A 20,324-nucleotide genomic window follows, 5' to 3' on the forward strand; every position below is an offset into this window, starting at 1 on the left:
CGCTAGACCTTGTAGACCTTCATAACTTCATCGCCGAGGTGATTAATCACCTTCACGGCGATCCGTCCACTCTTAGGCTTTTCAAACGGTCTTGAGGTATCACTATTGAGCGTATCCCAAGCTTCTTGATTAATCTCCGCCTTCAGCGTCGTCTTCAATGACTTGTACGGATCATTGGCACCAAGGAAATAGGCATGGCGGACGAAAAAACTTTCTTCGTTATAATCCGTATCAATAAACCAGCAGGCGATCCCTTCCGCGCCATCGCTGCGCACTTCCCCCGTATTGGGATGGAAGACATCAACGCCTCTGATCTGCACCTGAATCTGGTGGTCCTCTAGAGGTTGAATGTCGATATCAGGCTCGCCGAAGATCACAAACAGGTTGCCCTTGCCTGTGTTCTTCAAATCATCTGACATATGAAGATCGGCATTCATCCGTGCCTTTAATACCGGCACACGACCCAGCTTCTCAAACTCAGTCGAATGCGCGTCATAGTTAAACGCGCAAGCAATCAACACGTCGAAAGCGGCATCGGCAGCTTCTCGTGCCGCTTGCACGAGATCGGGACGTGACACCGTACCAAACTCCGGCCCGATAAAGATCGCGGCGCGTTTTTCCTCATCGCCCTCATCGACATAAACACCCTCGGCACAGACAAGCTCCCCCGGCCAGGGCGTAAGTGAGATAAGATCGATCTTGTCTACCTTGTGGGCTTGCTGGACTCCGGCTGTCTTGAGGTTCTCAAGTATCATCTGCGCGAAGTTGTTGACCTCGTTGTATGTCGCCGATTTCTCCGAGATATCGATTAGTTCGTCATCAACCCCGACAGCCAGCGCCCTATGCGGCGACAGACTCTCAACCGTAAACGGCCCGGCAACACGGACCTTCTTCTTGTCCTCATAGGGCTTGTCATAAAGATATTCAAAATCAGCCTTAGCAGCGATAGAAGCGTCAATCTCGTTCTGACGCGCCGTACGTTTTTCCCACCACTTTGCGTGAATGTCCTTTGCCTTACCATTCCAGCTATCGTCAGTCTCTCTAGGAATCTCCCACTCCTGCCAGTCTTCACCAACGACCTTATTCAAAGCGCCGAGCAGCGGCTCCAAGACCTCCTGAAACTTATCCCAGATCACATCGATCTCAGAATTATTCGCTATGGACTTAAGTGTTATATGAGGTACTCGTTCATAGACAAAGCCCTGACGAATGTCGCCGCGTGTGGATCTCGTAGAAGGTGCTGTTCCTGCTATGTCCGCCTCCTTCTCCAACCCATCTTTGGAATCTGCAAGCAGGTAGAACGGATAGCGCGCCCCCATAATTCTCGATCGCGCTAAAGCCAGTGCAACCCTCGATGTATCAATGGTAATCCAGCGCCTACCCCATTGCTCTGCCACATAAGCTGTCGTGCCGGAACCACACGTTGGGTCGAGCACAAGATCACCCGGGTCAGTTGTCATTAGCAAACATCGCTGGACCGTTTTCTGTGACGTTTGTACGATATACTGTTTTTGCTCAGCAAAACTCCCGAGAAAAGTATCTGTCCATAAAGCAGTGATCTCAGAAACAGAAAAGTCATTCAAGTAATTCACGCGAGACAAACTATTTTTCGCGACATGCAAACGGTTTGCCTTGCCCATTCTTTGTAAACCAACTTGGGTAGTCTTCCATGGCCGCATATAAACTTTCCCGCGATACTGGAACTCAAAGGAGGGATTTCCCTGTGTTGTCAGATCTCTCGGACTGTATAATCGGCCATCCTCTGGTATCGTGCGATCTCGCTTTTCTTGTGCAGTTAATCCACGCCTTTCATAATCTTCCAACTCGACCCATGAAAATGTTTTGGCAGAGCCATCATCAATTTTTTTTTCAAAGTAGGGCTGACGATATTTGCCTTTTGACTTATCTTTAAAATACCAAAGAATGTAGTCACACCTCGTTGCTAAAAAGTTTTGCTTTACTCCTCCTGTTGTTACAAAGGAAATCATTGTTGAAAAATTGCCTTCACCGAAGACTTCATCCATCAATGCCCTAACTCGATGAACATTTTCATCACCTATCTGAACGAAAACCGATCCGGTATCCGCCAAAAGATCACGAGCCACGTTTAATCTATCTCTTAAGTAGCCAAGATAAGAATGAACTCCGTCACGCCAAGTATCTCTAAAAGCCTTTACTTGCTCCGGCTCTCTAGTGATCTTTTTAACGTTTCCGTCACTCACATCCCGACTGGTTGTTGACCACTGGAAATTAGAATTAAACTTGATTCCGTATGGAGGATCGAGATAGATGCACTGAACCTTCCCTCGCAGTCCTTCCCGCTCTGCAAGTGAAGCCATTACCTGCAAACTGTCTCCCAAGATCATCCGGTTCGACCAATGCGCATCATGCTGATAGAACTCGGTTTTCGAGTTCTCGTCCGGCAGCCCGTTAAAGTCTGCGAACAAGTCGCCCACAAAGCCGTCGTCCTGGCTGCTCTCCGAGTCCTTTTCAGCCTGCTCCGTTTGCCGCCGCAGATCATCGATCAGGACTTTGGGGTGAACCTTTTCCTGAATATAGAGCGGCGGCGCGTGAACCACCAAATCTGACCAGTCCTGCTCATCCTTACCCCGCCATACGAGCTGAGGGTCCAGATCACGATTGCGCCGCTCATAGGCTACGCGTATCGCGCTCTTGTCCTTTTCATGAAGAACAGGCTCGTATTCAGCCGTCGGAATATATTTCCGCGACGCCTCTTCATGCGTTAACGTTTCGACCTGCTTCTTGACTTTTGGCTTTGGTGATCGTCCCATTTCCTATTGTCCTTTCTTTACGGTGCCATCAAGTACACCGGATACCATCTTGTTGAATTCTTCTTCGACTTTCTGCTTAAAGTCATACTGCATTTCAAAGACATCGCAAAACTCGGCAAACGCCCATATGCCGTAGGTTTCAAGATTATTCACGCCTGAAACCCAGTAAGTGTCCATGGTGATCTTCTTCTCTTTGGCATCTTCCCTGCGGTAACCTTTGATCTCTACGATCAGGTTTACGATCTCACCGGAGCCGTTATCAATCTGCACGATAAAATCGGGGCGATATGTCCTAACCTCTGACCCATAGCGGTAAGGAACTTCCAGTCCCAGGCTGTGGTTCTTCACATAGGCTTTTACATTCGGGTGCTCCTCAGCGACGCGGCAGAATTCACCTTCCCAGTCACTATCCAGAATGACCCAGTTGATATGACTCTTGAGGGGATTGGTCTCCCAGCGGTCGGTTTTCGATGTAGTGAAACTGACATGCGCCGTTGATCCCTTGGGGTTATAGGGATCAAGCATCGCCTTGATAGGGCGGTTCTTTTCTTTCTCGGCATGCGTGATCGCGGCTGTAATCCGAGAACAGGCCATATCGGCGAGTTCCTGGTACATGAGCTGCGCCGGATAGGTTCCACCCTTGCAAACAAGGCAGGTATCGAGCCACTGCTTGGTAATGCGCTTTAACTGCCCGAATAGATGTAGCTTTGGCTCTTCCCCCGGATCACGCCATTTTGTGTAGAGCAGGCGCTGCGTCAAATGAAACAACAAGGTTGAATGGCGCAAATCACCGGTGTGCACGAGATTAAGATCTACTCCTTCACCGATAATCCCTGTGTTGTGTGTTACGGACGGGCCAACAATATCGGGCGTGAGTTCGAGCACATGATCCGGTGTAAATTCTGCCGTCAACCTTTCTTCCGGTAACTCGACCCTGTAACCGGTCACACGGGGGAACGTGATCTTCAACGCATCGCGTTCGGGACGGATCGCCTTAACCTGAATAGTGGGACGCGGCGGCTGGGGAGGCGAAACGACAGGCTTGTCCGTGAAGTCAAAGGGAATTCCCAGTACGTCGGCATATTCTACATTAAAAAGTCCTTCTTCATTCAAGTCATAAGACTGCCGCCTCAAGGCACGGCCAATGACCTGCTCACAAAGAAGCTGCGTTCCGAACGCCCTCACGCCAAGAACATGGGTTACAGTATTGGCGTCCCAGCCTTCTGTGAGCATCGACACCGAAACAACACAGCGGATATTGCCGCCGAGTGTCTCTGGCTTGCCCACGGTGTTCATGACCTCACGTAATAAAGATTGATCCGTGATGTTTTCAGCCTGTTTGATATCACCCGTTCTCTCGAGAATTTCGCGGCGAAACCGGTCAATTTCATCGGCGGCCATTTCACGGAAGTTTTTATCGAGCGCATCGCCAGACTCTAACTGCTCGCTATCAATCAACAGCGTATTTGGTTTTGCCAAGGGGTTGCCGTATTCGTCAAAGTTTCTGAACAATGCCAACCGCCCGTTTTCCAGTTCGGTTGATCCATCCTCATTTTCGCGGTGGAACCCTGAGATGTAGTCATAAACGAGTTTTGAAGTTGAGGTGTTGTTACACACGACGATGAAGCAGGGCGGGACACTTATCCTAGCTTCTTCCCACAATCTGAATGTTTTCTCGTAATGCCCGTAAAGTGCCTCCAGAGCCGTTTGCAGTTCGACAGGAATGCTTAAGGGATCGAGCTTGTCGGCCTTACCCCGCCCTTTCTTGGGCATCTTCGTACCAATATGCTTCCACAGCTCACGGAACTTGGGCATCTCCGCGCCGGGAATATTATCAGCGACCGGTACGCGCGGCAGTTTGACGATTCCGCACTCAATCGCGTCCATGAGCGAGAAATCGCTCATCGTCCAGGGAAACAGCGTCCCTTCCGCATAACCCGAGCCACTCAGGAAAAACGGTGTCGCCGACAGGTCGATGATATTATTCACCCCAAGCTTCTTGGATACGGTCTTAATGCCGTTGATCCAAACGCGGGCGGCTTCGCGATTTTGATCTGCTTCCTTTTTGTCATCGCCCTTCAAATCGTCTTCGTCGGGCTCGCCCGGCTTTTCCTGATAGCAGTGGTGAGCTTCGTCATTGATAACCATGACATTTTTCATGCCCATTAATTCAGGCATAACGCGCTGGAGCATCTGGCCTTCGGTTTCGAGCGTATTGAGGTCCTTACCTGTCTTTCCTTTAAGCAAGGCACGGCCGCCGGCTGAAAGCTCTACTCTCTCGCGAAGCTTGAAGGCGTGGTAATTGGTAATAACGATCTTGGCCCTTTCAAGGTCGGGCATGAGATCGCTGGGAACAATTTCTCGGCTTTTATAGTAGCTATCCGGATCGTTCGGTTGCAGCACACGGAGTCGGTCCTTGATGGTCAGACCCGGCGCGACGATCAAAAACCCGCGCGTAAACTTCTTACTGGCGGGTTGCCTGACGGCGTTTATGGTCTGCCAGGCGATAAGCATGGACATCACCGTGGTCTTACCGGCTCCGGTAGCGAGTTTCAGTGCGATTCTGATTAATCCCGGATTGGCGTCTTCATTCGCATCTCGTAGATAATCAAGGAATTTTTTTCCTGTCTTACCGATCTTGGGCGCTACCTCGATGAGCCAGATCGCAACCTCTGCAGCTTCGACCTGGCAGAAGAACGGCCTGATCCCGTTGAACTCATGGTGTCGCCAGTGTTTGAGAAGACGGGCGGTGTCCGGCGTTACCAGCCAGTCCCTCTCATTGGGTAGAACCCGCCATTGATCTACGTGGCTACGCAGTTCATTGATGATCGAGATCGGATCATATTTCTGGCCTCCATCCCCTAAACCCATTGACTCATCGAACAGGTCTTCTGACTTCCTTCCCTTTTGCTTTTTGGACTGGGGGATCGGCGTAATGAATTCGGCACGTCTCCTGGAATCCACCACATTCTGGTTCGGCAGGCCATCTATCAATTCCCAATGTTGGGACGGATACTCATATGGCGAATTCAGTATCGGCTTTTTGAAAAATGCATCTGACATGCCGTTATTGTTCTCCCCTGTTCAAAAAACGAGCAAATTTGAATTGTTGTTAAAAAACGTACCTAAAGTTGATACGCGAACACAGCATTATTCTCAATTCCTATCTTAGTAGTCTGTGCGTTCATAAATTCCCATACGTCCCATACAATTCCATCCGCTCTTACCCTTGTGCGGGTTGAGCTTTCCGTTCATCTTCTTGCGCTTGAACGTTTTCTGGCACATTGGGCAGCGAAAGACATAGGTCGGTCCGTTATGTTGGCTTACCGAAGTTTGCCGTCGTCCCGAGGGCCTGCGCCGGGACACAGTCAATTCCCTTCTGCCTTGCGGCAATCCAAGCGATTGCGTGTCACCCGAAGCGGAACTGACGGTCGGGACCGACATTGAACCGGGACTGAGTTCCACTTGGTAGAGTGGCACAAACACCTTGTTAGTAATAGACGCGCTGTTGATGTTGCTGATGCTGTAGGCCCTGATCTGTCGATTATCCGCACGGACCCCGTAGAGGAGCACGTTGCCATTCTGCGCGCGTCTCAACGAATAGGGCTCGATAATACGGGTACTGCGCCTGCCCTGCTGATCGGTGTAATCGAGTTCTACACATAGCCTGTTACCGGCGGCAAACCGTATCACCTCCAGCGATCCACCCTGGGTTGTTCTCAGGCCCAATCGGCCATAGGTCGGTCGATAAAGCTCGCCTTCTCCAGCTACAGCACCCAGCGCCGGTCTTGCAACTTCAATGGCACCTTCGAGCCAGTCAAAAAATTCCGGTAAGGCCTCCCAATAAACATCCAGTGACGGCAGTGATGGCAACTGGTGTGCCAGCATCGGCGCCCAGTTCTGCTCCAACGTGTCTCTGTAGTTCGCCATGGCGGCAAAGCCGGGCCGCTCGATTTTCTTGTAAGCACACTTCCGATTGAGGACATCCCTCACAACGGCGGATGCCGGAAGATTGTCATTCCGATAGAGGTTGACTACATCGTAGAGATCGCGCGGCCTCCCGCGTTCTCCCAAAGCACGGACTTTCTCGCCGAAGATCTCCGGATAGGCATAGCAATCGATATGAATACCCTCGCCCGGCTCATCACTATAGCCATGAAACACCGGCTGGCGAGACGGCGGCATCACGAGCACTTCGTCTGAGGTGAGATCAAACTTGATCTTGGGAAAGTTCTTGTTTCCCTTGACGAAGAAGCTTTGATAGTAAACACGCCCCTCGCAAGAACGGCCGCCTCTGGGGTTGTCATAGATATCGAACTTGAATCTATCGGTGGGGATTTCAATGCCCGACTGGTCATAGAGCCACTCTGCCATTTCCGAAAAACGATCAAGCAAGAATCGCTCGTCAAGGTGTCCGTCGTCGCGTAACGTAAAATCCAAGTCCTCGGAGAAACGATACGTCTCGAAATAACACTTCTTCAGGCAGGTTCCGCCCTTAAATATCCATGATTCAGCCAATCGTTCGTTGGCATTGACCGCTGCCAGCAACCATCCGAGAACGTAGTCCTTTTCAACGACGACCGGCGTTAAGCCTGTTTCATCAGCGAGCGCTAGCAGTTCATCCCTGTCAATCATTAATCGCGTAGTCCTTTGGCACCCACAATCTCCAGCGGGTCATCAGCTTTGCGTTTTTCGCTTTCCTATCCAGGTACGCGTATCCCTGCGTAAGGCGCTTGCGGCACGCATCGATAAACCAGCTTTCAAAACCGAGATACTCCGCGACAAATCCAAGCTTCTTGAATAACGCACCGCTTTCAAACTTGTCCGCGTACCCAAGCAACGTTTCTCTGTCACTGGTTGATGCGTACTCCTTCTTATATGTGGCAATCACATCCATGCTGTGCTGCAATCCCGCACCGATGAACGGATCATCAAGGATATCGAGCACCGTCTTGTGGGGGTCGGACACCTGAACCTTAATACGTCCACGCCACACCGTCTTAGTCCCAAAAAGCCGGCTTTCAGGAATGTGATCGATAAAAAAGCCGACACCTTGGTGCTTGGCCTCTCCTGTTAACGTCCTTTTATTTGTCAGTACACAAATCGATCTAAAAAGCTGCTCCGTGAGTTCCCAGTGCTCAAGAGCCGACCATCCTCCCACATAACCGGGCTCGTAGAGTTCGGGAACAAGAATCCATGGATCATCGAGCACCTGACTCTTGCCCAACGCTGTCGGCTGTACAGGTACATATAGACCATGAGCCACCCTACGAACGACACCCTGGTTGTGCCATCCGGCCAGGAGCCTGGCAGCTTTCTGCCTATCCAGTTCGAGGACTCGCGCGGCATCCTCGGCACGAATCATGCCGTTGGTAGCCTGGAGCAATAAAGCGAGCCGCTTATGTCTGAGAGATACCTGGTCTTTCATGTAACTATATAGAACAGCAGAACATGACGTTTTTCAAATAATTTCGTGCCAGATTATATAGCGCTATATGGAATATCAACATATTACTTATTTTGGGTAAATTGGAGCTATTGGTTATAGTTGAATTCTCAAAGGGTTGTTAGACGACAATTACTTTAACCGGCCAAACAAAGTAATTGTCGTCAGATACTTTAGCCTGGGTACCGCCCCTTCCAGTCCGTCCCGCTCTGCCGGGGATCTGCTCAAACAGGCTCTTCATCATTAACGGGGCTCAAACTAGCAGATGAGTATCAATTTTAGAATTGAAACGCGCATATGCTTATTCAACGATATATTTAAAATCTTCCGTATCCGATTGATTATTCGCGTATTTTTACAAAATGCAACCAATTGCAGCAACCCATACCCCTGCAACGCTCACTCAATCTGACATTATCGGTCTGTCAATCAAAAATCCCGTCCGCCCTGTGTTCGATAAGTGGTGCCACTGGCACCACTTATCCCGCCGGGAGCTGACGGGTTTCCAGTCTCACGCCGTCGCGGCTAACCGCAAGTGGTTCCAGTGCAACCATAAAACCGCGACCGGCAGTGACGGGGTTTCCGTTATCCCAGCCGCAGCCTGCGCGCTCAGAGCCATCAGTAATCGTCTGCGCGCCGATGCCAAGCCCAAGTCACTGCCAAGCGCAGCGGGTAGTGACGTGGGCGCAGCAAACCTCTCCTGTCGCGACGTACCCCCACTCACAGCCGACTGCTTTCCGGGACTCCTACCCAGGGACTGGCCCGAGTCGTCTCATTCCCACGCAATCCGTGCGCCTGGCGGGCGCCGCGCAGGTGGTTACACTGTAACCACAAACCCCGTCAGCGTGCGACGGGTTAAAACCCCACCACATCTTGACCGGGTTTATTGTGACAACCGCATTATCGGTTGTTCTATAGTCCACCCAACACCGGAATATACCCGTGGCCACTACGGAAAAGTGGCAAGGAAGACCCCACCTTGCATTCGCAAACGGGGTAGGCGGATTTCGGTGGTATTGGAATCTGCTGAACGCGTCGTCAAGGGCCTTCCTCGACGCAACGGTCAGTAATGGCCGGGTCCATCTTCGAAGCACCACGATGCCCTATAGCCTGGGTACCGCTCTTTCCAACCCATCCCGCTTTTCCAGGGATCTGTTCCAACACCGCTGTTGATGGCACGGGACTCCTGTCCTGGTCCATTCACTGTTTCTTCAACCACGCAAATGCGCTGACGGTCAGCGCGTTCTGCCCAATCTACCCAGGAGGTAATTCCACCCCAGCCTCAGGCTGGATAACCGTTGGTTTGCACGGGCCAGTTTTCTGCGAAAACACACCGTGCTGTCTATGGCCAGACACATTCAGGTCAACCGGGATTGGTGTCCCGTGATCGTACCGCCCAGCGGGCCTGCGCAGCTTCAGTTGCCAGGTGATCAGAAACACTCACCGAAGGATCAACACTATGAGAGACCTGAACTACCAACTGAAAATGTTATGCAGGCACAGCCACGAAGGCAGCTTTGAAACCCGGGTGGGCCGGGAACGGCAACTGACGGCCATCGCCAACCAGTTGCACGACCTCGGCTTTCGGCAGCTGCAGGCCACGTCCCTCAAGCAAAAGCACATCAAGGCCCTGGTAGACCACTGGCTGGGGCAAAACCTCTCCCCCGGCACCATCAAGAACCGCATGAGCTGTTTACGTTGGTGGGCGGAGAAGGTCAACAAGCGGGCCGTCGTGGCGGCCGCCAATGATTTTTATGGCATACCGGACCGGCAGTTCGTGTCCGAGAACAGCAAGGCCAAGGGCCTGGCACGCGAACAGCTTGATCAGGTAAAGGATGAGCATGTGCGGATGAGCCTCCGGCTGCAGAGGGCCTTCGGGCTCCGGCGGGAGGAAGCACTCAAGATCCGACCCCGCTGGGCGGATCGCGGCGACCACCTGCACCTCAAGGCCAGCTGGACCAAGGGCGGGCGAGAACGCACCGTCCCCATCCGCACCCGGGAGCAACGCGCCCTGCTGGAGCAGGCCAAGCGCCTGGCCGGGGTGGGCGCCCTGATCCCCCGAGGGCGCAGCTATATCGAGCAGCTCAGGATCTACGAACGCCAGATGGCCAATGCAGGCCTGTCGAAAATGCACGGCCTGCGTCATGCCTATGCCCAGCAACGCTACCTGGAACTCACCGGCTGGCCCTCCCCTCACGGCGGCGGCCCCAGCAAAGAGGACCTGACGCCGGCACAGCAGCAGGCGGATCAACATGCGCGCCTGGCCATTAGCAGGGAGTTGGGCCATGTCCGGGAACAAATAACCGCGGTCTACTTAGGGAGGTAGGCGATGCAGATCCAGCCCCGCCTGATCCGACTCCGCGACGCCCCCTCCTACCTGGGCATGGACCGCAACCGCTTTAACCGGGAGGTGCGCCCTGCCCTGACGGAACTTCGTATCGGCCGCCAGGGTGTCGCCTTCGACCGCCTTGAAATGGACGCGTGGGTGGACCAATATAAACGGTGCAACGGGCGTCCCGCACGACATCGAGGAGATGAACTATGGGACGCAATCGAAGCTCCGGGCTGCGGAAGCGGGGTGGGATCTGGCATATCGACAAGCAGGTCCTCGGCCATCGCATTCACCAAAGCACTGGAACGAGTGAACTCAAGACGGCGGAACTGATACTGGCCCGCCGGGTTGAGGAGATCAGGCAGGCGTCGGTATTCGGCATGCGGCCGGTGCGCATTTTTCGCGAGGCAGCCACGCGCTTCCTTGAGGAGAACACCCATCTGGCTACCCTTCGAACCTACGCCTTCCATCTCAAAGAGCTGGACCCGTACATCGGTGAACTGCCGCTGTATCAAGTCCATATGGGCACACTGCAGGCCTACATAGATAAAAGAAAGAAGGAGGGCAAGAAGAACAAGACCGTTAACGGCGCCCTGGCCACGGTACGCCGGGTACTCAACCTGAGTGCCAGGCTTTGGCGGGATGAACACGGTTTGACCTGGCTGGAGTCGGCACCGCTGATACAGTTGTTGCCGCTGCACGACGCCAGGCGCCCCTACCCGCTCAGTTGGGAGGAGCAACACCGCTTGTTCAAGGCGCTGCCGGATCACCTGAGCCGCATGTGTCTGTTCAAGGTGAATACCGGCTGCCGGGATGGCGAGGTCTGCAGCCTGCAGTGGGATTGGGAGATCGACGTGCCGGAACTGGGCACCTCGGTATTCCTTATTCCGGGAGCAAAGGTCAAGAACCGGGAGGATCGTTTGGTGGTACTGAACCGGGTGGCAAAGTCAGTGATCGACAGCGTGCGCGGGCAACACCCGCAGCGCGTCTTCACCTACTATGGCCGACCGGTGCGCAGCATCAACAACAATGGCTGGAAAACGGTCCGGCGCAAGCTGGACCTGCCGATCCGGGTGCACGACCTGAAACACACCTTCGGTCGCCGCCTGCGTGCGGCCGGTGTGTCCCTGGAAACCCGAAAAATACTGCTTGGCCACAAGAACGGCGACATCACCACGCACTACTCCGCGCCGGAGTTGGAGGAGCTCATTGAGGCGGCAAACAGAGTGTGTGAAGGAAAGTCCGGCAAAACTCCGGCACTGGTGGTGCTGAGACACCGGCCGCTGAACGCGGCCCCGTGCTAAGCAATTGATACAAAATGAGAAAAATGGTGGGCCGTGCTGGATTCGAACCAGCGACCAATTGGTTAAAAGCCAACTGCTCTACCAGCTGAGCTAACGGCCCGGAAGAGGTGCGTATAGTACGGATCTGACGGTAAAACTCAAGCGCTTTTTTGGGTTAACGCCGCCCATTGTCCGGCTATGGACGGTAACGGGTGGGATCGGGGACGCCGGCTTGCTGGAAGCCGGTGCGGCGCAGGCGGCAGGAATCGCACTTGCCGCAGGCGAGGCCTGAGTCGGTGGCCTGGTAGCACGATACGGTGAGGCTGTAGTCGACGCCCAGGTCGATGCCGGCGCGGATGATGTCGCCCTTGCCCAGTTGCATCAGCGGGGTGTGGATGGTCAGGCGCTGGCCCTCGACGCCGGCGCGGGTGGCAAGGTTGGCCATGGTTTCGAAGGCGGCGATGTATTCGGGGCGGCAGTCGGGGTAGCCGGAGTAGTCGACGGCGTTGACGCCGATGAAGATGTCGTTGGCGCCCAATACTTCGGCCCAGCCCAGGGCGATGGAGAGGAATACGGTATTGCGGGCGGGTACGTAGGTGATGGGGATGCCGGCGGTTTCCTGCTCGGGCACGGCGATGGCCATGTCGGTGAGGGCGGAGCCGCCGATGCTGTCGAGGTTCAGCCGCACGACCTTGTGCTCGACGTCGCCCAGTGCAGCGGAGGCGCGTTCTGCGGCGTGCAGTTCGGCGCGGTGGCGCTGGCCGTAGTCGAAGCTCAGGGTGTAGCAGTGGTAGCCCTGGGCCCGGGCCATGGCCAGTACGGTGGTGGAATCCAGGCCACCGGAGACGAGGACGACGGCGCGCTTGCGCTGCCCTTTGCTGTCAGTGCCCTGGTGCATCGTTCCACAACAGTTTGTGCAGCTGCAGCTGCAGCCGCACGGGGAGATTGTCGGCCAGGATCCACTCGGCCAGTTCGCGGCCGTGCAGCTGGCCGTGGCTGGGGGAGAACAGGACGTCGGAGACGCGCTGGTCGAGTCGGTATTCGTCAAGCTTGAAGCGGGCCCAGTCGTAATCGGCGCGGTCGCAGATCACGAACTTCACCTGGTCCCGCGGGGTCAGCAGCGGAATGTTGGTGTAGTCATTGCGCTGCATCTCGCCGGAGGCGGGGGTTTTCAGGTCCAGCACTTTTACCACCCGCGGGTCGACGCCGGCCACGCTGAGTGCGCCGGAGGTTTCCAGGGAGACTTCGTAGCCGGCGTCGCACAGCGTGGTGAGCAGCGGCAGGCAGCTTTTCTGGGCCAGCGGCTCGCCGCCGGTGACGGTGACGTAGCGGGGCCGGTAGCCGGCCACCTCAGTGGCAATGGCGTCGATGCTGCGCAGCTCGCCGCCAGTGAAGGCGTAGGCGGTGTCGCAGTAGACGCAGCGCAGCGGGCAGCCGGTGAGGCGCACGAACACGGTGGGCAGGCCGACGGTGCGGGCCTCGCCCTGCAGCGAGTAAAAGATTTCGGTGATGCGCAGGGCATCGGGGCTGTGGGTGAGCGGACTTGCCATGGCTGGGGGACCTACCGACCGGAGGTCAGTAATTCTCGTTGATAAAGTCCTGAGCCAGCTTTACAGCCGCACTGTTGGTGCCGCTGTAGTCGCGCACCACACGATCCAGGAACTCCCTGGCGCGCTCGCGGTTACCCTTCATGAAGTGGACCCGGCCCAGTTTGAACAGGGCGTCGGGTACCTTGGAGTCATTCGGGTACAGGTCGAGCAGTAGGGTGAACGCCTGCCGCGCGGCCTCTGGATCCGGTGGATCGGCGACCAGGTAGAGTTCGCCCAGCCAATAGTGGGCGTTGGGCGCGAAACGGCCGGCCGGATAATCCCGCAGGAATTGCTGGAAGGCCGTCACCGCCTGGCTGAACTGCTGGCCGCGCACCAGCGCATAGGCGGACTGGTAGGCCTGCGCCTCACCGGGTTGCTCGACCGCAGGGTTGGAACCCGTGCTGGCCGCTGGCGGGGGTCTGGACGCGGAGCCGGGTTCAGCCGCGGGTCCCGGGGACACACCACCGCTACCGCTATCGGCAGCCGATGGGTCCGGCAGCAGCCCGCCATCCGGTGTGCCGCCGGACAACATGCTCACCCGGCGGTCCAGGTCGAGATAGCGCTCCAGGCTTTGGTCCTTGAGCGTGCGCAATTCGTGCGCCTGCTCTTCGACAATGCCGTTGAGACGCCTGACTTCCTGTTCCAGTTGCTGCACCTTGAACAGCAGCTGGCCCACGCCGCTGCTGCTACCGCCGGACGGTGGTGACGAGGGCTCTCCGGTCTGGGCCAGCGGTGCGGCCGGCGCATTGCCGATGCCGTAACTGGTGGCCGGATAACTCTGTGTCGACCGGGCATCATCCGGGTCCAGACTGCGTGGCGCCGCAGCTGCTGCTTCGCGGGCGGCCCGTTCGGCCTCGACGTCAATATAATCCTGGGCTTGCGCCACAACGCACAACGGGCCAACCGCGAGGGCCAGCCCGTTTACCAACAGCGCTTTGCTGAAACGACGCATTGCGTTAGCCGGGTCTTACTTGAGCTCGACGCGACGGTTTTGCGACCAGCTGGACTCGTCGGAACCGTAGGCAATCGGCTGTTCTTCACCGTAACTGATGGTCTCGATGCGGTGACTGGCGATGCCGTTGACGACCATGTAGTCACGTACCGAATTGGCGCGACGCTCGCCCAGGGCCATGTTGTACTCGCGGGTGCCGCGCTCGTCGGTGTGGCCTTCCAGGCGCACGTTGCGCTGGTTCTCTTTCAGCAGCGCGATATGCGCGTCCAGCGCTTCCTGGGCCTGGGGCTTCAGGGTAGAGCTGTCATAGTCGAAGTAGAACACGTTGCCAACCTCGGCAACTGCGTCCTCCAGGCGGCGCTGCTCTGCTTCGGTCTGCTGGAGTGCGGAGCGCTCGGCATCGGCGCGCCGCTGCGCTTCGCGCTCGGCTTCGGCCGTAGCATCAGCGCCAGTATCCCGGGTGTCCTTGCTTGAACAGGCGACCAGGAACGCTGCCGCGAACAGCAGCGTCAAAGCCTTGCCGGCAACAGTCAGTTGTTTCATTTCTCTTTCTTCCTTCCAGATTGTTTTAGATTACGGTGTTTTTTGCGCCGCTAGTTGCGGCTCAAATAGGGTGACCACGCAGGTTCCCGGACGTCGCCTTCTCGGGCCGGCAGACGGAATTTAACCCCCCCATCCACCGAAACCGCAGCCAATATACCCCGATCTCCCGACTTGGTGGCATACAATACCATAGAGCCGTTGGGTGCGATACTGGGACTTTCGTCGAGATCCGTGCTGGTCAGGATCTGCATCCGATTGGTCTTCAGGTCGTGCAGGGCGATGTGGAAGCGGCCGCCGGCCTGGTGCACCAGTACCATGTTGCGGCCGTCCTGGGCCACGCGCGCCCGGGCATTGTAGGCGCCCTCGTAGGTGACCCGCTCGGTGGTCTCGCTGCGCAGGTCATAGCGGTAGATCTGGGGGCGGCCACCGCGGTCCGAGGTGAACAGCAGGGAGCGGCCGTCGGGCATCCAGGTCGGCTCGGTATCGATGGCATAGTGCCGGGTCAGCTGGGTCAGGCGCTTGCTGGCCAGGTCCATCAGGTAGATATCGGGGTTGCCGTCCTTGGACAGCACCATCGCCATGCTCTTGCCATCCGGCGACCAGGCAGGGGCGCCGTTCAGGCCCCTGAAATTGGTAAGCTGTTCGCGCGCGCCGGAGGCCAGGTTCTGCCGGTAGATCGCGGGGCGGGAGGTTTCAAAGGAGACGTAGGCGATCTCCTTGCCATCCGGCGACCAGGTCGGTGCAAGGATGGGCTCGCGGGATTCCAGCAGCACCACCGGACGGGCACCGTCGGAATCGGCCAGCGTCAGCCGGTAGTAGTCCTTGCCGTCGGCCACCCGGGTCACGGAGACGTACAGCAGCCGGGTGGCAAAGGCGCCGCGGATGCCGGTCAGGGTTTCATAGACTTCATCCGCCACGCTGTGCGCCAGCATCCGCGCATCGTTGACATGCCCTTCTTCATAGCCGCTGAGCACCCGGGCCTGGCGGTTGACGTCAAACAGCTCGTATTCGATCCGCATCTGGATCTGGTCCGTCACCGAGGCGCGGCCGATCAGCACGTAGTCAGAGTCGATCGCACGCCAGTCGCGGTAGAACACTTCCTGCTGGGTGCTGGGGCGGGACAGCATATCGCCGCGGTCCACCGTGGCGAACTGGCCACTGCGGGTGAGATCGTCGTCCACCACCAGCGCCACGTCCTCCGGCGGGGCGCCCGTGCCCTGCCAGGCGAACGGCACCACCGCGATCGGGGTGGGATTGTCCATGCCCTGGGTGATCTCGATCACCAGCTGGGCTCGCGCGCCGGCGGCGGCCAGCAGGATCACGAGAGTCAGTAACAGCTTGAACGGTTTCATCAGTAACGTAGATCCTCTGGTCGAAATAACAGGCGAAAACGCCGAAAGTTCCGCTCAAACTCGCGCGGCGGCAGATTCTTCAGTTCCGGAAAGTTGCCGGCTTTCTCCACGGCGTTGATCGCGGAACGGTCGAAGGCGGCGTCGCCACTGCTCTTCAGTACAGTGACACTAACCACCTCGCCGGTCGGAATCAACTGTATCGACAGCAGCACTTCCATGCCGTTCCGGGCCGACGGCGGCCGGCTCCAGCGCGCCTCCACGGTCTGCTGGATCAAGGAGGCATAGCCCGCGGCCATTTCCGCGGCCGAGGCCGCCGCCCTGGCCGCCTGTTGTTCGGCCTCCCGCTGTGCCTTTTCACGGCGGGCCTGCTCGGCCAGCTCCGCCCGGGAAGGTTGTGGGTCGGGTTTGGGTTCCGGTTTGGGCGCGGGCTTCGGTTCCGGCTTGGGCTCGGGTTTCGGCTCGGGTTTGGGTTCCGGCTTTGGCGCGGGCTTGGGTTCCGGTTTCGGCTTGGGCTTGGGCGTCGGTTTGGGTTCGGGTTTGGGCTCCGGCCTGGGTTCCGGAGCCGGCTCGGCCTCGCTCTGGATCTCGCTCACATCCACCAGCCGGGCATTGATGACCTTGGGCAGCGGTTTGGGCCGTACCACCCGGTCCTCGGAGCTGGTCCAGTTGGCCGTCAGCAGGAAGATCACCAGGCCGTGCAGCGCCACCGTGGCCAGCGCCGGACGCAGCACGATGCGCGGGGTCACCGGTTTGGCATACAGGGAGGTATTGGCCCGGGATTTCACTGGGGTGGCTCGGTCACCAGGCCGACACTGGCGGCGCCGGCCTCCTGTACTGCAGCCATCACGGTGACCACCTCGCCATAGGGAACGGCGCGATCGCCCCACACCAGCACCGGTTTTTCCGGGTTGCGCCGTATCACGGCACCGACCCGCTGGGTGATGGTGGCGAGCGTCAGCGCCTGTTTCTCATCTTCTCCCAGGTTGAGGAAGAGTTGACCGCCGCTGTCGATGGAGATGATCAGCGGCTCGCTGTCCTGGTTTTCCACCGGGTCGGCGTCGGCGGAGGGCAGCTCAACCTTGACGCCCTGCATCAGCATCGGCGCGGTCACCATGAAGATGATCAGCAGCACCAGCATCACGTCGATATAGGGCACGACGTTGATGTCAGCCATGGCGCGGTTCTTCTTGCGATTCCTGGCCACTGGCGCTGCTACCCCGCTTTCCTGTCACGCGACCGCAGCGCAAAGGCCTGGCGGTAGAGGATGCTGGAAAATTCGTCGACGAAGGTGTCGTAGCGGTTGATGAACATGTCCATGCGGCTCGCAAAGCGGTTGTAGGCCAGCACCGCCGGGATCGCCGCGAACAGGCCCATCGCGGTGGCTATCAGGGCCTCGGAAATCCCCGGCGCCACGGTGGCAAGCGTCGCCTGGGTGGCGTTGGCCAGCCCGCGAAAGGAGTTCATGATGCCCCAGACGGTGCCGAACAGGCCGATATAGGGGCTGGTGGAGCCCACCGAGGCGAGAAAGGACAGGTGCCGTTCCAGGCGTTCTTCCTCGCGCAGCATGGCGACCCGCATCGCGCGCCGGGAACCCTCGATCACGGCCTCGGAGTCCATCTCGGACTGCTTGGCCAGGCGGGAGAACTCCTTGAACCCGGCTCGGAAAATACTCTCCATGCCGACGATAACGTGGCCGTCGGCGGCGCGCTCGTTGCCCTCCCGGTACAGTTGCGACAGGTCGATGCCGGACCAGAAACGTTCCTCGAACTGGAACATTTCCTCGCGACCGTTGCGAAAGTAGATGAAGCGCTGGACGATCATGTACCAGGACACCATGGAGGCCAGCAACAGCGTCAGCATCACCAGCTGCACCGTGACGGTGGCCTCCATCACCAGGTCGAGAATACTCAGTTGTGCTTCCAAGTGGGGGCTCCCTTCAGTTCCCGTTAGTATCCCGCGCTGCGCGCAGGCTGTCTGTCATATCCCTCGGCAGGCGTTGCGGCCTGACTCCGGCCCGCTCCACACAGGCCACTGTCACCGTTGCTGTCGCCAGCACCTCGGCGCCGCGGCGCACTTCCTGCGCCAGCGTCATCGAAGCCCCACCCAGGTCGATCAGCCGCACGGTGGCCTCCAGCAGATCGTCCAGCTGCGCCGGGCGCAGGTAGCGCACGGCCATGTCCCGCACCACGAACATCAGCCCGTGGTTGAAAATCGCGTCCTTACCATAACCCAGCTCGCGCATGAACTCGGTGCGGGCGCGCTCCATGAACTTGAGATAGTTCACATAGTAGACGATGCCACCGGCGTCGGTGTCCTCAATGTAGACTCGCAGCTTATAGGAAAATTCCGCCGCGCTCACGCCTCGCCCTCCGCGTCGGGCTCCAGTGGCAGTTGCGCCGCGCCGGGGGCCGCCACAGCGGGCAGCCCGAAATGCAGGTAGGCGCTGCGGGTGACCATGCGGCCGCGCGAGGTGCGCACCATGTAGCCCTGCTGGATCAAATAGGGTTCCAGCACGTCCTCGATGGTGCCGCGCTCCTCGGAGATCGCCGCGGCGAGGCTGTCCACCCCCACCGGGCCGCCGTCGAATTTCTCGATCAGTGCCAGCAGCAGGCGCCGGTCCTGGTGGTCCAGGCCGAGATGGTCGACGCTGAGCATGTCCAGGGCCCGGTCCGCCACCGCGGCGGTGATATGGCCGTCCGCCTTGACCTCGGCATAGTCCCGCACCCGGCGCAGCAGGCGGTTGGCGATACGCGGCGTGCCGCGGGCCCGGCGGGCGATCTCGGCGGCGCCGTGCTGATCGATGCCGATGCCCAGGATGGCGGCGGAACGGGTGACAATGGAGGCCAGGTCCGCCACCTGGTAGAACTCCAGCCGCTGCACAATGCCGAAGCGATCGCGCAGCGGTGAGGTCAGCAACCCCGCGCGGGTGGTCGCACCGACCAGGGTAAAGGGTGGCAGTTCCAGCTTGATCGAGCGCGCGGCAGGACCCTCGCCGATCATGATATCCAGCTGGAAGTCTTCCATCGCCGGGTAGAGGATCTCCTCCACCAGTGGGCTCAGGCGGTGGATCTCGTCGATGAAGAGCACGTCCCCCGGTTCCAGGTTGGTCATCAGCGCGGCGATGTCGCCGGCCTTTTCCAGCACCGGCCCGGAGGTGGTCTTCAGCGACACGCCCATCTCATTGGCGATAATGCAGGCCAGGGTAGTCTTGCCCAGGCCGGGGGGCCCGAAGATCAGGGTGTGATCCAGCGGCTCTTTGCGGCCGCGGGCGGCCTGCAGGAAAATGGACATCTGGTCGCGCACGGTGGGCTGGCCGACATATTCCTCCAGTGTGCGGGGACGAATGGCCCGGTCCAGCGCCTCCTCACGCTCGCTGGCCTGGGGCGCAATCAGGCGGTCGGTCTCTATCATCAGCGGCTCACCACGGCTTTCAGGGCGCGGCGGATCAGGTCCTCGCTGTCGCCGGCGCTGGCGTCATTGACCGCCGCCACCATGCGGCTGGCCTCGGCCGGCTTGTAGCCCAGCGCGATCAGCGCACCCTCGGCATCGGCCACCCGGGTGCCGGCCGGAGGCTGGCCCGCGGCGGCCGGCAGCTCGCCGTCGCCGCTCCACTGACCCAGCCAGTCTTTCAGTTTGTCGCGCATCTCCACCAGCAGCCGCTCCGCGGTCTTCTTGCCGACCCCGGGCAGCGCCACCAGCGCGGACAGGTCGTCGCGCTGCACACTGCGCGCGAACTGGGTGGAGTCCATGCCCGAGAGGATGGTCAGTGCCAGTTTGGGGCCCACACCGCTGACCTTGACCAGCTGGCGGAACAGCGCCCGGTCGCGCTCGTCGATAAAACCGTACAGCAGCTGCGCATCCTCGCGCACCACGAACTGGGTCAGCAGGGTGACCTCGGTGCCCAGCGCCGGCAACTGGAACAGCGTGCTCATCGGCACCTGGATGTCATAGCCCACGCCGCCCACCTCCACCAGAATATCCGGGGGCTGCTTGTAGACCAGAGTGCCGCGTATCCTGCCAATCATGCCTGCCTGA

The 20,324-nt window shown here is 58.1% G+C and carries 17 protein-coding genes and 1 tRNA gene; 2 read left to right on the top strand and 16 right to left on the bottom strand.

Annotated elements, in window-relative coordinates:
- Nucleotides 1–2: 2 nt before the first annotated feature.
- The 4 genes from G3T16_RS06835 to G3T16_RS06850 form a co-directional block, all read right to left on the bottom strand.
- The gene (locus tag G3T16_RS06835) at nt 3–2,792 is read right to left on the bottom strand and encodes a site-specific DNA-methyltransferase (RefSeq protein WP_163494401.1); all 2,790 of its coding nucleotides are present in this window, start codon (nt 2,790–2,792) and stop codon (nt 3–5) included.
- A gap of 3 nt (nt 2,793–2,795) precedes the next feature.
- The gene (locus G3T16_RS06840; protein ID WP_163494402.1) at nt 2,796–5,855 is read right to left on the bottom strand and encodes a BPTD_3080 family restriction endonuclease; all 3,060 of its coding nucleotides are present in this window, start codon (nt 5,853–5,855) and stop codon (nt 2,796–2,798) included.
- Nucleotides 5,856–5,960: 105 nt separating this feature from the next.
- A complete protein-coding gene (locus G3T16_RS06845) occupies nt 5,961–7,427 on the bottom strand; it encodes a nucleotidyl transferase AbiEii/AbiGii toxin family protein (protein ID WP_163494403.1) in 1,467 nt (488 codons plus the stop codon).
- Complete coding sequence (locus G3T16_RS06850; protein ID WP_163494404.1) at nt 7,420–8,157, bottom strand: type IV toxin-antitoxin system AbiEi family antitoxin domain-containing protein; 738 nt, start codon at nt 8,155–8,157, stop codon at nt 7,420–7,422. Before G3T16_RS06850 ends, G3T16_RS06845 begins: the two co-directional genes overlap by 8 nt.
- Before the next feature lie 1,540 nt (nt 8,158–9,697).
- On the opposite strand from G3T16_RS06850, the gene G3T16_RS06855 reads away from it, so the two are divergent.
- Together G3T16_RS06855 and G3T16_RS06860 are read left to right on the top strand one after the other, a co-directional pair.
- A complete protein-coding gene (locus G3T16_RS06855) occupies nt 9,698–10,564 on the top strand; it encodes a phage integrase N-terminal domain-containing protein (protein ID WP_163494405.1) in 867 nt (288 codons plus the stop codon).
- 215 nt (nt 10,565–10,779) lie between these two features.
- Entirely contained in the window at nt 10,780–11,874 is a 1,095-nt protein-coding gene (locus G3T16_RS06860; protein WP_163494406.1) for a tyrosine-type recombinase/integrase, read from the top strand.
- A 24-nt stretch (nt 11,875–11,898) separates the two neighbouring features.
- Here G3T16_RS06860 and G3T16_RS06865 read toward each other — a convergent pair.
- The 12 genes from G3T16_RS06865 to ruvA all read right to left on the bottom strand — a co-directional run bounded on the left by G3T16_RS06865 (nt 11,899) and on the right by ruvA (nt 20,314).
- A tRNA-Lys gene (locus G3T16_RS06865) sits at nt 11,899–11,974 on the bottom strand.
- 75 nt (nt 11,975–12,049) lie between these two features.
- Nucleotides 12,050–12,751 (bottom strand): 7-cyano-7-deazaguanine synthase QueC, encoded by a 702-nt coding sequence (gene queC, locus G3T16_RS06870; RefSeq protein ID WP_163494407.1) that lies wholly within the window; start codon nt 12,749–12,751, stop codon nt 12,050–12,052.
- Entirely contained in the window at nt 12,735–13,403 is a 669-nt protein-coding gene (gene queE / locus G3T16_RS06875) for a 7-carboxy-7-deazaguanine synthase QueE (RefSeq protein ID WP_163494408.1), read from the bottom strand. Before queE ends, queC begins: the two co-directional genes overlap by 17 nt.
- Nucleotides 13,404–13,428: 25 nt before the next feature.
- Complete coding sequence (gene ybgF, locus G3T16_RS06880) at nt 13,429–14,394, bottom strand: tol-pal system protein YbgF (RefSeq protein WP_163494409.1); 966 nt, start codon at nt 14,392–14,394, stop codon at nt 13,429–13,431.
- A gap of 15 nt (nt 14,395–14,409) precedes the next feature.
- Nucleotides 14,410–14,937, bottom strand: a complete 528-nt coding sequence (pal, locus tag G3T16_RS06885; protein ID WP_163494410.1) for a peptidoglycan-associated lipoprotein Pal — start codon at nt 14,935–14,937, stop codon at nt 14,410–14,412.
- A gap of 50 nt (nt 14,938–14,987) precedes the next feature.
- Nucleotides 14,988–16,289 (bottom strand): Tol-Pal system beta propeller repeat protein TolB, encoded by a 1,302-nt coding sequence (gene tolB / locus G3T16_RS06890; RefSeq protein WP_163494411.1) that lies wholly within the window; start codon nt 16,287–16,289, stop codon nt 14,988–14,990.
- Complete coding sequence (tolA, locus tag G3T16_RS06895) at nt 16,289–17,074, bottom strand: cell envelope integrity protein TolA (RefSeq protein WP_197911945.1); 786 nt, start codon at nt 17,072–17,074, stop codon at nt 16,289–16,291. Before tolA ends, tolB begins: the two co-directional genes overlap by 1 nt.
- Entirely contained in the window at nt 17,071–17,463 is a 393-nt protein-coding gene (gene tolR, locus G3T16_RS06900) for a protein TolR (protein ID WP_163496994.1), read from the bottom strand. Before tolR ends, tolA begins: the two co-directional genes overlap by 4 nt.
- Before the next feature lie 38 nt (nt 17,464–17,501).
- Nucleotides 17,502–18,212: a protein TolQ gene (gene tolQ, locus G3T16_RS06905; protein WP_163494412.1), complete on the bottom strand. Its 711-nt coding sequence runs from the start codon at nt 18,210–18,212 to the stop codon at nt 17,502–17,504.
- Nucleotides 18,213–18,225: 13 nt separating this feature from the next.
- Nucleotides 18,226–18,648 (bottom strand): tol-pal system-associated acyl-CoA thioesterase, encoded by a 423-nt coding sequence (ybgC, locus tag G3T16_RS06910; RefSeq protein ID WP_163494413.1) that lies wholly within the window; start codon nt 18,646–18,648, stop codon nt 18,226–18,228.
- Complete coding sequence (gene ruvB, locus G3T16_RS06915) at nt 18,645–19,700, bottom strand: Holliday junction branch migration DNA helicase RuvB (protein WP_163494414.1); 1,056 nt, start codon at nt 19,698–19,700, stop codon at nt 18,645–18,647. Before ruvB ends, ybgC begins: the two co-directional genes overlap by 4 nt.
- Nucleotides 19,700–20,314, bottom strand: a complete 615-nt coding sequence (gene ruvA / locus G3T16_RS06920) for a Holliday junction branch migration protein RuvA (RefSeq protein WP_163494415.1) — start codon at nt 20,312–20,314, stop codon at nt 19,700–19,702. The genes ruvB and ruvA overlap by 1 nt, the downstream gene beginning before the upstream one ends.
- Between the last annotated feature and the right edge of the window lie 10 nt (nt 20,315–20,324).

It is taken from the genome of Kineobactrum salinum (assembly GCF_010669285.1).
GTDB lineage: Bacteria > Pseudomonadota > Gammaproteobacteria > Pseudomonadales > Halieaceae > Kineobactrum > Kineobactrum salinum.